11 protein-coding genes are annotated in these 12,356 nt (G+C 63.9%); 2 read left to right on the top strand and 9 right to left on the bottom strand.

What is annotated here, in order from left to right:
• Positions 1–37 precede the first annotated feature (37 nt).
• Both FCU66_RS29215 and FCU66_RS29210 read right to left on the bottom strand, forming a co-directional pair.
• The gene (locus tag FCU66_RS29215) at positions 38–1,168 is read right to left on the bottom strand and encodes a glycosyltransferase family 4 protein (protein WP_136618109.1); all 1,131 of its coding nucleotides are present in this window, start codon (positions 1,166–1,168) and stop codon (positions 38–40) included.
• Between the two features lie 10 nt (positions 1,169–1,178).
• Positions 1,179–1,742 (bottom strand): polysaccharide biosynthesis/export family protein, encoded by a 564-nt coding sequence (locus tag FCU66_RS29210; protein WP_013532220.1) that lies wholly within the window; start codon positions 1,740–1,742, stop codon positions 1,179–1,181.
• Positions 1,743–2,000: 258 nt separating this feature from the next.
• On the opposite strand from FCU66_RS29210, the gene FCU66_RS29205 reads away from it, so the two are divergent.
• Positions 2,001–4,274, top strand: a complete 2,274-nt coding sequence (locus FCU66_RS29205) for a GumC family protein (protein WP_136618108.1) — start codon at positions 2,001–2,003, stop codon at positions 4,272–4,274.
• A gap of 51 nt (positions 4,275–4,325) precedes the next feature.
• Here the strand turns inward: FCU66_RS29205 and FCU66_RS29200 are convergent, their stop codons facing one another.
• The 6 genes from FCU66_RS29200 to FCU66_RS29175 all read right to left on the bottom strand — a co-directional run bounded on the left by FCU66_RS29200 (position 4,326) and on the right by FCU66_RS29175 (position 10,147).
• On the bottom strand, positions 4,326–5,162 hold the full coding sequence (locus FCU66_RS29200) for a GNAT family N-acetyltransferase (RefSeq protein ID WP_136618107.1): 837 nt from the start codon (positions 5,160–5,162) through the stop codon (positions 4,326–4,328).
• Positions 5,163–5,167: 5 nt separating this feature from the next.
• Positions 5,168–5,914, bottom strand: a complete 747-nt coding sequence (locus tag FCU66_RS29195; protein ID WP_168991883.1) for an aspartate/glutamate racemase family protein — start codon at positions 5,912–5,914, stop codon at positions 5,168–5,170.
• Positions 5,915–5,916: 2 nt separating this feature from the next.
• Positions 5,917–6,735 carry an ABC transporter permease gene (locus tag FCU66_RS29190; RefSeq protein ID WP_136618105.1) on the bottom strand — a complete coding sequence of 273 codons (819 nt, stop codon included), beginning with the start codon at positions 6,733–6,735 and terminating at the stop codon, positions 5,917–5,919.
• 1 nt (position 6,736) lies between these two features.
• Positions 6,737–7,648 carry an ABC transporter permease gene (locus FCU66_RS29185; RefSeq protein ID WP_136618104.1) on the bottom strand — a complete coding sequence of 304 codons (912 nt, stop codon included), beginning with the start codon at positions 7,646–7,648 and terminating at the stop codon, positions 6,737–6,739.
• An 86-nt stretch (positions 7,649–7,734) separates the two neighbouring features.
• On the bottom strand, positions 7,735–9,024 hold the full coding sequence (locus tag FCU66_RS29180) for an ABC transporter substrate-binding protein (protein ID WP_136618103.1): 1,290 nt from the start codon (positions 9,022–9,024) through the stop codon (positions 7,735–7,737).
• A gap of 34 nt (positions 9,025–9,058) precedes the next feature.
• Positions 9,059–10,147 (bottom strand): ABC transporter ATP-binding protein, encoded by a 1,089-nt coding sequence (locus FCU66_RS29175; RefSeq protein WP_136618102.1) that lies wholly within the window; start codon positions 10,145–10,147, stop codon positions 9,059–9,061.
• 263 nt (positions 10,148–10,410) lie between these two features.
• On the opposite strand from FCU66_RS29175, the gene FCU66_RS29170 reads away from it, so the two are divergent.
• Positions 10,411–11,124, top strand: coding sequence for a GntR family transcriptional regulator (locus tag FCU66_RS29170; RefSeq protein ID WP_136618101.1), 714 nt, complete (start codon positions 10,411–10,413; stop codon positions 11,122–11,124).
• A gap of 3 nt (positions 11,125–11,127) precedes the next feature.
• On the opposite strand, the gene FCU66_RS29165 is transcribed toward FCU66_RS29170, so the two are convergent.
• A partial coding sequence (locus FCU66_RS29165; RefSeq protein WP_246094073.1) for a GNAT family N-acetyltransferase occupies positions 11,128–12,356 on the bottom strand: 1,229 nt, incomplete at its 5' end.

Here is a 12,356-nt window from a genome sequence, read left to right as displayed (position 1 = left end):
AAACAACCCGTGGCTTTGAAACAGCTTGGCCTTGCGTCTATTTGTCGAGCGCGGCGAAGTAGGCCTTCTCGATGTCGGCGGCCATCACATCGGCGCCGAAGCGCGCCTTGAGGCCGGTGCCATCGGGCATCAGCTCGCGATAGGCGGCGGGGTCGGTCAGCGCCTGGCTCATCTTGTCGGCGAGCTCGACCGGGTCGGGCCGGATCAGGGCAGGGGAACCGGCGCCGAAGATTTCCGGAATGCCGCCGACCGCGGTGGCGATCATCGGCTTTCCCGCGGCAAGCGTTTCCAGCACGATATAGGGCATGGCTTCGGCGCGCGAGGGAACGATGACAAGCGCCGCCAGCGCAAAGGCCTCCCTGGCCGGCATCGGCGGCAGGAAACGGACATGGCGCTCAAGCCCGAGGCGCTTCACTTGAGTGTGATAACGCGGCAGGTCGTCGCCGTCGCCGACCATGACCGCGGTCAGCGCGCGGCCGAACTGGGGGCCGGCGAGGGCCAGTGCATCGATGAAGATGTCCGGTCCCTTCAGGTCGCGCATCATGCCGATATAGAGCAGATCGGCCGCGTCGGGCTCGGTGATCGCCGGCTCGAATTCGGTGGCGCGCAGGCCGTTATAGACCAGGGTGTTGGGAATGGGTGGCTCGCCGACCTTCCTGCGATAGGTTTGCCGTTCATAGTCGGAGACAAACAGCAGGTAGTCGGTGAAGCGGGCCATGAAGCGCTCGAGCGCGAAGAACAGCTTTCCGGTGGTCGTGTTCTCGTCATAGTGGAGAGAGCCACCATGCGGTGAATAAAGGCGGGCTACGCGAGACCTTGATACCCGCAACAATGAGCCGAACAGACGGGCATAGGCGCCACCCTTGGCGCCATGCCCGTGCAGCACGTCCGGCCGCAATTCCTTGATGATCCTGTAGGTGCGCCAGGCCGAGGCAAGGTCGCCCGGGCCGACATGGCGCTGCATCGGCGTGCGATGGATGCCGAGCGCCAGCATGTCCTTCATCTGCTCGAACAGGTGTTCCTCGAACGCGCCGCCCGTCGTCGAATCGCAGACGATGCCGACGGAATGCCCGGCGGCGACCTGCGCCTCGGCCAGGTCGCGCACATGCCGGAAGATTCCTCCGACGGGTGAACGAAAGCAATGGACGATCCTGAGTGTGTCCGCCACTTGGTATCTGTCAGAACAGACGTTCGCGGACGTAGACGGTATCGCCGGGCAGCAGCGGGTCGGAGGTGACCACGCGGCCGGTCATCACCTTGCCGTTGATGTCGCGGGTGATGTCGACGCTTTCCTGGTTGGCACGCGGTGTGAAACCGCCGGCAATGGCGATTGCCTTCTGCACCGTCAGGCCGGGGACGTAAGAGTATTGGCCGGCGGCTCCGACTTCGCCCATGACGAAGATCGGCCGGTAGCGGTCGATCTCGACCGAAACGTCGGGATCGCGCAGATAGCCTTGCCGCAATTTGTCGGCGATCTCTTTTTCCATCTGCTGCGCGGTGTGGCCGCGCGCCGGAATGGCGCCGACAAGCGGGAAGGAGAGGTAGCCGGACTGGTCGACGCTGTAGGTGTTGGTCAACCCGTCCTGCTCGAACACGGTGACGCGGACGCGGTCGCCGGCGCCAAGACGATAGGGCTGATCGAGCACCTCATGGAAAGCCGCCGGCGTCGGCCGGTAGCTGGAACAGCCAGCAAGCATCGATACGGCAAGCAGAGCGCGAAACAGGGAAGCAGTGCTTTTCATGACCGGACAGGTACCTTCGACTGGCCGCTGCAGCGTCGCAGCAAACATCAGGGATCGAGGCCCGTTATCATCCTGTTAGGGTTAATGGCCGGTAAAGGGAGCGCCCGACACGCGGCGCATCGGCAAGAGTTTTGCTATTTTTGGCGGTTTTGTTTGTGGCTCGCCAGTAAACCCTAACGGAAACTTACCGCCATCTTAACGGCTGAGTTACCATAGTTGTTTACGGTGCGTGCTGACCCAGTATCGGAGTAGGGATGCATGTCCGTTCAGTCCGCGGCCGCAGATGTCGACGTCGATCTCAGGCAGCTCTTCGCCAGCCTGGCGAGGAACTGGCTGCGCATTCTCGTCGTCGTCCTGGTGGTGACGGGGCTGGCCTTCGCCTTCGCCTCGCTGGCAACCCGCCACTACAAGGCCGAGACGCAGGTGGAGATCGCTCCGCGTGAATCCGTCTATACGCGGCCGGCCAGCAACAACAACGACACCGACAAGCCAATTCTCGACGAACAAGGCGTCGCCACCCAGGTCCAGATCATTTCCTCCAACGAAATCCTCAAGCAGGTCGCGCAAAAGCTTGGCCTGGAAAAGCTGCCCGAGTTCGACGAAGCGCTCGATATGTCGCCGTTGAGCCGCGCTCTGGTTCTCGTCGGCTTGAAAAGCGACCCGATGGAAATTCCGACGGAAGAGCGCGTCCTCAAGAAGATGCACGAGAAGCTCAACGTCTATGGTGTCGAGAAGACCCGCATCATTGCCATTGAGTTCTCATCGGAAGATCCCAAGCTGGCGGCCGCCATACCAGATGCCATTGCAGCCGCCTATATAGCGGGGCAAGGGGCGGCCAAGCTGGAATCGAACAACGCCGCCGCCGACTTTCTGGCGCCCGAGATCGCCGACCTGCAGCAGCAGGTCAAGGCCGCCGAAGCGAAAGTCGCCGCCTACCGCTCACAGTCCGATCTTCTGATGGGTGGCAACAATTCGGTGCTGGCCACCCAGCAGCTTTCGGAACTGTCGAGCGAACTGTCGAAAGTGCGCGCCAATCGCGCCGCGGCCGAAGCGACAGCCGACGGCGTGCGCAGGGCGCTGCAGAATGGCGGTTCGCTGGATGCCGTGCCGGAGGTTTTGTCATCGGACCTGATCCAGCGCTTGCGCGAGCGCCAGGTCGAATTGCGCTCCAACATCGCCGATCTGTCGACGACGCTGCTTGGCAATCATCCGCGTATTCGGGCGCTGAAATCGCAACTGGCCGATCTCGACGCGCAGATCCGCAGCGAGGCCCAGAAGATCATGAAAGGCCTGTTGATGCAGGCCGAGACGGCAAAGGCCCGCGAGAACCAGCTTGTCGCCGACGTCAACACGTTGAAGGCGGCGTCGGCGCAGGCCGGTGAACAGCAGGTCGATCTCGACGCGCTGCAGCGCGACGCGACTGCCAAACGGCAGCAACTCGAGCTGTATCTGACCAACTACCGCGAAGCGGCTTCGCGCCAGGATCGCAACTATCTGCCGGTCGATGCCCGGATCGCCTCAAAGGCGTCGGTTCCCTCCGAGGCCTATTTCCCGAAGGTCGGGCCGATCGTTGGCGCCGCTTTCGCCGCATCGCTGCTGATCATGGCCATCGTGACGCTGCTGCGGGAGCTGTTTTCGGGCCGTGCGATGCGCCCGGCGACCGGTTCCCGCTTCGAACGGATCGATGAGGTCGCGATGCCCCATGTGGCGCAGGCGCCTGGTGGGGCCGCAATGCCGGTTGTCCGCAAGGAACCTGCCATCCTTCAGGATTCCGTCGTTCGCCAGGAAATGGGGGACCGTCTGGCTGAAGCGGAGGCCGAGCTCCACACGGCCGCGATGCCCTATAAGGCCGAGGCGCCTGATATGGTCGCGATGCCAGAGGCAGCGGCCGAACAGACGGCTGCCGAGCCCGAACCGGTGCGTTCCACCCTGGGCGAGATCGACGTCGAGAAGGCTGCTGAAAAGCTGATCGCCAGCGGTGCGGCGCGCGCCATATTCGTCTCGCCGGAGGGCGACGAGGCGGCCGCATCCGCGGTCCTGGTGGCACGCGAGGTCGCGGACGCCGGCCTGCGCGTCCTGTTGCTGGACCTCACCGCTTCGGGGGCGGCCTCGCGGCCGATGCTGGACAGCGGGCTTTTCCCCGGCATCACCAATCTGCTCGCCTCGGAAGCGCAGTTCAGCGACGTCATCCACGCCGATCTCTACTCGGACTGTCACGTCATTCCGGTCGGCACCGCCGATCCGGTCCGCGCCATGCGCGCCGCCGACCGGCTGCCGATCATCATGCAGTCGCTGACCACAGCCTATGATCTGGTCGTGGTCGAATGCGGACCGGCCGACGCGCAAGGCATCGGCCGTCTGGCCGGCGATGCCACCGAGGTCTTTCTCTCCATGCTGGAGCCGGACGACGAGGTGACGCAGGCTGCGGTCAGGCTGATCGAGAACGGTTATCCCGACCTGACGCTGGTGACGCCGCTCGGCCACGAACCGCCCGGCAATCCGGTGCCGGGACGGCGCACTGCCGCCGCCTGAGAGAGCCGCGGATCGCCTGGCGGAGGCCCGTTCAGGGGGCCCGTCCGATCTCTATCCCAGTTCCAGGGTCGTGACGCCGAACAGCCGCTGCAGCCCAAGCTTCGGAGCCAGGCCCTTGTACATGCGGGTGGTGGTGAAGGTCGGCGCAAAGCCGCCCGCCTCGAGCGCAGCTACGAACCCGATGTTATCGGCGGGGACGTCGATATGCAGGTCGCCGCCCCCGCAGGCACCAGCCAGTCCGTCCAGCAATTGCAGAGCGATTTCCAGGTCGTCGGCAAACAGCGGGCCGATCTTGAAGCCGGAGCGGCACGGCCGCGCCACGGCGTAGCCGGTGGTGCCGCGCGAACTGATCGCCGCCAGCCCGTGATGCGGCGCCTGCAGCCATCGCTGCAGGAAGGCCCGCCGCGGCGCCGGAAAACAGTATGAGTCATAGGCGATGACGTCGGGCACGAGCTGCGTCGTTATCATGCGCAACCCATCGGCCCTGACCGCCGGGCCTGCCTTGCGGCCGCTATAGCGGATGGTCTCGTAAGCCGGCCTGAAGCCCTTGCGCCGGTAATTGTCCTGCTGCTCGGCGACGCCGTCGAGGCCGACGGTCCTGCCTGCAAGCCTTTTCATACCGGCATTCCAGACCGCTTTGCCGTAGCCCTTGCCGCGTCTATCCGGCCGGCAGATGTAGAGGCCGATGAAACCGAACGCGCTTCCATAGGCCACGGCCGAGATTGCGGCGACCATTTCGTTGCCGACAAAGGCGCCGATGAAGCCTTCGGGGTCCGCAGCCTGGAACATCGCCGCGTCTTCAAGGCCGGGGTTCCAGCCTTCCGCCGCTGCCCAGTCGACGAGAACAGCCAGCTCCTGCAGCGACAGTGTGCGGATGGTCGGCTTCATGGCGCTCACTCCGCGGCAACGGCTCCGGGTGAGAAGGATTTCAGCACACCACGATAGGGCTTGGCCAGCGGGCTCGCATAGGCGCCGCGCTTCGATGTCGACAGGCCGAGTGCGATCAGCGCCTCGGCCTGCTTGAGTGCGGCGCCGACGCCGTCGATGACCGGCAGTCCGAATTCCGCTCGCAGCCGGTGCGTAAGATCGGCCATGCCGGCGCAGCCGAGCACGATGGCCTCAGCGCGGTCCTCGTCGATGGCCCGGGCGATTTCGTCGCGCAGCTTGCCGACCGCGCCCGATGCCGGATCTTCGAGCGCAAGCACCGGGATGTCGGCGGCGCGCACACGAGCGCGTCCCGCCATGCCGTAGCGCTGCACCAGTCCTTCGACAGGGACACGCGAACGTTCTGTGGTGGTGACAACAGTGAAGCGCTGGGCGATGAAGGCAGTCATGGTGAGCGCTGCCTCGCAGATGCCGATGATGGGGATATTGGCCATCGCGCGCGCGGCATCCAGACCGGTATCGTCGAAACAGGCGATGATGGCAGCCTGCGCGCCGCGCCGTTCACCGGCGGCGATCTCCATCAAAAGACCGGGCACGGCCAGCGCCTCGTCATAATAACCTTCGATCGAGGCCGGTCCCATGGACGAGGTGACGGCGATGACCTCCGTCCAGGCGCCGGCGACGCCGCGCGCCGCAGCACCTATGGTCTCGGTCATGCTGGCCGTCGTGTTGGGGTTCACTATCAATATCTGCACGATCAGGCCCGGGCCCTGCGACGGCCGACATAGAGGATGGCGCCCAGCGTCGCCAGGATCACCAGGAACGAGAACACGGTCGTCACCGTGCCCAGCGCGTACAGCACCGGTGTCGTCACATTGGTGGTCATGCCGTAGATCTCGAGCGGCAGCGTGTTGAAGGTGCCGGAGGTCATCAGTGTGCGGGCAAACTCATCATAGGAGAGCGTGAAGCCGAACAGGCCGACGCCGATCAGGCTCGGCGCGATCATCGGCAGCACGACATGGGCGAAGGTCTGCCAGGAGGTGGCGCCGAGGTCACGTGCGGCTTCCTCATAGGCTGGCGAGAAGCGGTTGAAGACGGCGAACATGATCAGCACGCCGAAGGGCAGCGTCCAGGTCAGATGCGCGCCAAAGGCCGACGTGTACCAGGCCGGGCGGAAGCCGATCTGCTGAAAGACGACGCCGATGCCCAGCGAAATGATGATCGAAGGCACGACGAGGCTGGCGACCGCCAGGTAGAACAACGCGGTGGCGCCGCGGAATTTCCGACGGAAGGCGAGGCCGGCAAGCAGCGACACAGCGACGGTAACGATCATCACCATGACGCCCAGCACCAGCGAGCGCTTGAAGCTGCCGCCGAAATCGCCGACCGCCTGGCGCTCGAACAGGTTGGCGAACCAGTGCAGCGACACGCCGTTGAGCGGGAAGGTGAGGCCGCCGGTTTCGCCCTGGAAGGACAGGATCAGGATCGCCGACAGCGGGCCGTAGAGGAACAGCACGAACAGCGTGAAGAAGGCCGCCAGCACATAGAATTCGAAGCTGCGCTTTTCGTGGTTCACGTCAAAGCTCCTTGCGGATGTCGACGATGCGCAGGATGCCGGCGACCATCAAGAGCACCAGCACCAAAAGCACCACCGCGTTGGCGGCGGCGGCCGGATATTGCAGCAGCGACATCTGGTTCTTCATCATCAGCGCGACGGACGCGCTCTGCCCGCCCGACATCACCTGGACGGTGGAAAAGTCGGCCATGACGAGGGTGACGACGAAGATGGTGCCGATCGCCATGCCGGGCTTGGCCAGCGGAAGGATGACGTTCCACAGCACCTGCCAGCCCGAGGCGCCGGCGTCGCGCGCGGCCTCGACCAGCGAGCGGTCGATGCGCATCAGCGTGTTGAAGATCGGCGTCACCATGAACAGCGTGTAGAGATGCACCATGGCCAGCACCACCGCGAATTCCGAATAGAGCAGCCATTCGATCGGCTTCGGCACCAGGCCCAGATGCACCAGCGTCGAGTTGATCAGCCCGTTGCGGCCGAGCACCGGGATCCACGAGATCATGCGGATGATGTTGGAGGTCAGGAACGGCACGGTGCAGACCAGGAACAGCACCATCTGCATGGCCGCAGTGCGGATGTGGAAGGCGAGGAAATAGGCGACCCAGAAGCCGATGAACAAGGTCAGCGCCCAGACGATGGCCGCGAATTTCAGCGTGTTGAGATAGGTCTTCCAGGTGACCCAGGAGCCCAGCACGTCGGAATAGTTGGTGGTCAGGAGATCCGGATACATGGCGGCGAAATCGTAGTCCCAGAAGGAAACGACGACGATCATGATGATGGGCAAGAGCAAGAATGCGCCGAGGATGATGGCGAGGGGGGCTGACTGGAGATAGGGCGTGACGGCGCCGATGGAGAAGCGGCGGCGCCTGGTGGGCTTGGCGGCGGCGATTGCAGGACGTTCGAGCGCGACTGTCATCAGTACTCTCGGTTTTGGCGATGCGGCCTGAACCGCGTTCCCTTCTCCCACAAGGGGAGAAGGGGAAGAGGAGGGGCGCTTGTTCCCTACGCCGCGATAAACTCGTTCCAGCGCTTCACCATGTAGCGGTCTTCGTCCATGACCGAGTTCCAGCAGGCGACATGGCCCATGCGCTCTTCGAACGAGCCGCCGTCACGCAAGGCACCGGCCTTTTCCATGACCGTGCCGTCGGGCGCCTTGATGTCGCCCTTGGCAGGCTTGCCTTCGATCCAGTAGCCCCATTCGTCCTCGGTCATGAACTTCTTGGCCGAGACCATGTTGGCCGAATAGTAGCCTTGGCGGTTGAGATAACCGCCGACCCAGCCCGACGTGTACCAGTTGATGTACTCATAGGCCGCATCGAGCTGCGCGCCCGAGAGATGTGCCGCAAGGCCGAGGCCGCCGCCCCATGAGCGGTAACCTTCCTTGAGCGGCTGGAAGCGGCAGGCGATGCCCTTGGAACGGACGGCGGCGACGGCCGGTGACCACATCGACTGGATGACGACTTCGCCCGACGCCATCAGGTTGACGCTCTCGTCGAAGGACTTCCAGAAGGCGCGGAACTGGCCGTCCTGCTTGGCCTTGATCAGGAAGTCGATCGTCTTGTCGATCTCCTCCTTGGTCATGTTGCCCTTGTCGGCATATTTGATGTTGCCCATGGCTTCCATGATCATCGCCGCGTCCATGATGCCGATGGAGGGGATGTTGAGGATCGCGGTCTTGCCCTTGAAGGCCGGATCCATGATGTCGGCCCAGGTGGTGATGTCGCGGCCGACGAGGTCGGGGCGGATGCCCAGCGTGTCGGCGTTGTAGATGGTCGGCACCATGGTGAACCAGTTGGTCGGCGCCTTGGCGAAGACCTTCGAGTCCTGCGCCTCGACAAAGCCGACCGTGTGCGGCGCGGTGCCCTGGGCGATGACGCTGTCGGGCGTCAGCTTGCCGGTTTTGAACAGCGGCACCAGTTCGTCGTAATATTTCAGCTTGCTGACATCCATCGGCTGCAGCACGCCGCTCGGGAACACTTTCTTGCAGATCCAGTATTCGATGTCGGCGATGTCGTAGCTGTCCGGCTGGGTCACGGCGCGCTGGGCGGCCGCGTCTGAATCGGTCGCGGTCATTTCCAGAGTGATGCCGAGGTCTGCCTTGCACTTGTCGGCGATGGCGTTGAGGTTCGACACGCCGGTGCCGAATTGACGCAGCGTGATGTTGGACTGCGCCCAGATGGTCGGAAAGCCTGTTATGGCGCCTGAGCCGGCGGCCAGGCCGACGGCGGCAGCACCCGTCTTGAGCAGCGAACGGCGCGAAATGCCGGTCTTGGTTTCTTTGGTGTTTGTCATGCCTATTCCCCTGTCTTGTTTTGCTTCGTTGACGTCATGAATGAAGGCGGCCGAGAACGATGGCGTCCTCGCAATCCCAGGCCAGCGGTACGGCGTCGCCAATGGCGACGGGTCTGGCGAAGAAGTCGGAATCGTCGACAATGACGGTGAAGTCGTCGATGCCGGCGCCGGTGACGGAGAGCTTTACCGTGGCGCCGCGATATTCGATGTTGGAGACGATGCCGGTGAAGCCGAGGCCGGGCGAGGGCGGCTCGCCGAAGCGCACATGGTCGGTGCGGATGGCGATGTCGATTGGCGCCCCCACTTCCTGTGGCTGGCCGCTGGCGGCAAGCGAGGCGCCGCCATTGACGTCGAAGACGACCATGCCGTCGCGCTCACCGGTGACCCGGCCGGAGATCACGTTGTGGTCGCCCATGAAGCGCGCGACGAAGGCCGTCGCCGGCCGCTCGAACACATCGCGCGGCGGGGCCGCCTGTTCGATGCGGCCGTCATTCATCACCACGATCAGGTCGGCGAGAGCCATCGCCTCCTCCTGACTGTGGGTGACGTGGACGAAGGTGATGCCGAGCGAGGTCTGCAGCTTCTTCAGCTCGGCGCGCATGCGGATCTTCAGGAACGGGTCGAGCGCCGATAGCGGTTCGTCGAGCAGCAACGCCTCGGGATCGGTGATCAGCGCACGCGCCAGCGCCACGCGCTGCTGCTGGCCGCCGGAAAGCTGCGCCGGTCGGCGCTTGGCATAGGCCTCCATCTGCATCAGCTTGAGCATGTCCAGCGCCTTGGCACGGCGCTTTTCCTTGTCGACGCCCTTCATTTTCAGGCTGAAGGCGACATTGTCGATCAGGTCGAGATGCGGGAACAGCGCATAGGACTGGAACATCATCGCCGTGCCGCGCCTGGCCGGCGGCAGGTCCGTCACCACCACATTGCCGAGGCGGACATCGCCTGATGAAATGCTCTCATGGCCGGCGATCATGCGCAGCGTCGAGGTCTTGCCGCAGCCGGAAGGACCGAGCAGGCAGCAATAGGTTCCCGCCGGGATCTTCAGGCTGATGTCCTCGACGGCGGTCGTCGTTCCATAGACTTTCGAAACGGACACAATGTCGATTTCGGCGGCTTTGGACATCAGGCTTCCCCGTTTGGTCGCATTAACCAATGCATCATGCGTGCCAATCGCGAGATGACCGGCCAAGCACTTGAATCGTCGGGAAAATCGGGATTTTTGGGCGATGCCTATCAGACGGGCTGCTTTGTGCATTGCACAAATTATGGGCGATTGTCGGCGATATGCACATAAATCGTATGCAATCTTTTTTGCCTTCGTGTCCACTTTGCCTCTCGTGCTGGCGTCAGGAGTCGCGTTAGAAGGGAATGGAAAGAATTGCCGCCATGAACATCGCCGACCAGATCTATTCCGCTACCGACAGCGCCACGCAGGACCGCGCGCAAGCGATCCGCGATCAGTTGCGCGACGCCATCGTCGACCGCCGGCTGGCCCCAGGCACCAAACTGTCGGAAGGCGAGGTCGGCACGCTGTTCGATGTCAGCCGCACCGTTGCACGCGCGGCCCTGCAGATGCTGTCTTTCGAGGGCCTCGTGCGCACCGAGCGCAACCGTGGCGCCTTCGTCGCCAACCCGTCGCCAGAGGAAGCGCGCCAGGTGTTCGCCTCGCGCCGGCTGATCGAACCAGGCATTGCCATTGCCGCCTGCGGGCGCGTCACCGCCGCCGACATCGCTGCCTTCAAGGCGCAGCTCGACGAGGAGGGGCGCTTCATTGCTGAGCGCGGCCCGACCGCGCGGCGCTCCGAAATCAAGGCGTCGGGCGACTTCCACCTGCTGCTCGCCGCCGTTGCCGGCAATGCCATCCTGCAGCGCTTCATGGAGGAGTTGGTGGCGCGCTCTTCATTGGTCATTGCCCTTTACGGGCGTTCCGGCGTTTCAGCCTGCGGCCATAGCGAGCACACGGAAATTGTCGGCGCGCTGGGAAGCGGTGATTGCGGGCTGGCGAGCCGGTTGATGCTGCACCACATCGATCATATCGAGGCCGATCTGGATTTGCGCGTCAGGGCCGGCCCGGCTCTGAGGGAAGCCCTCAATTTCTGAGAGCTAGCTGTCGTCTTCGCCGGCAGTGGATGCCGCCTGTCCGACCGCCTTGCGGCGCAGCATCTTGGTCAGCTTCCAGATCGTCGGGTTGTTCTTGATGAAGGCCTTGAGCCGTGCACCTTGCCGAAGCATCAGCGCCAGCGCGCGGCCCTTAAGCGTCAATGGGATCAGCACCTCGAAATGCCGGGTTTCGATATCGCACCACAGCCGCTTGTAAGGCTCGTCACCGACGGAGAAATCATAGACCTCGAAGCCGGTCTCGCAGGCTTCCTGGATGTTGTCGAAGAACAGAAAATCGCCGGGGCTGGTGTGGCCGAGATCGTCCTCGGCGATCGCGCCGAACTCGCAGATCAGTCGCTTGCCGGAGCGGCTCGACCCGGTGATGGCGCGCAGCTTGCCGGCAACCTCGAGCCCGTGCAGCACGAAGGAAGGCTCGGCCTCGGTAAGCGCTAGCGCAAACAGCGAGCGAAAGAAGCCGCGCACCTGCCCGTCGCCGAAGACGTTGGCGATGCCCATCTTGCGGAAGCGGAGTTCCTTCATCTCGAAAAAAGCGTCGAGCAGCCTGTCCACCTCGTCGGCGGTGCGCGCCTCGATGCGCCGATGGCTGCCGACGGCCTCGAACTTCCGGATCTGCGAACGGTGCTTCTTGCGCTTGCGTTTGCCGCTGGCGCGAGAAAGCAGCGCATCGAAGCCGCCGGCGAGGTCGACGGCCAGCGACAGATTGGGGCTGGCAAAATGGTCGAGGGAGGCGAGGGGGTTGGCGACGCCATCGAGATCGGGCAGCAATCGTTCCAGTGCGACGAGATCGACGTCCGGACGTGCCTTGGCGATGGCCGCCAGCATCGCTCGGATGGCCGGGATATCCGCTCTGGCCAGCCAGTGTGGATGCGCGGCGACGAAGTTGCCATTGGCGTGGCGGCCACCCATGAAGCGGGCGACGCGGAACGGACCGCTGGCAGTGACCTCCAGGGCCAGCGAAAAAACCGGTCTGCCTTCGACACTCAGCGTCGCGACGAGCAGATCCGGTTCGACCGCAGCCGCCCAGTTCAGGATCCAGGCAGCACTCTGCGGTGGTGCAAACAGGGCCGAGCGGCAGAACTCGGCATAGGCCGCGAGTCCGTCCGCGTAGACCACCGAAATCGACAGGCCGGCATGGTCCCGCGGCAAGGCGCGTGACGATGCCTCTGTCGCCGCAAGCCGATTGCCGTCAAATGACGCTGCAGCGTCAACCA

The sequence above is a fragment of the Mesorhizobium norvegicum genome (assembly GCF_004919685.1).
Taxonomy (GTDB): domain Bacteria; phylum Pseudomonadota; class Alphaproteobacteria; order Rhizobiales; family Rhizobiaceae; genus Mesorhizobium; species Mesorhizobium norvegicum.
The sequence above is the reverse complement of the archived record's forward strand: the minus strand, read 5'-3'. Positions and strand labels throughout refer to the sequence as shown.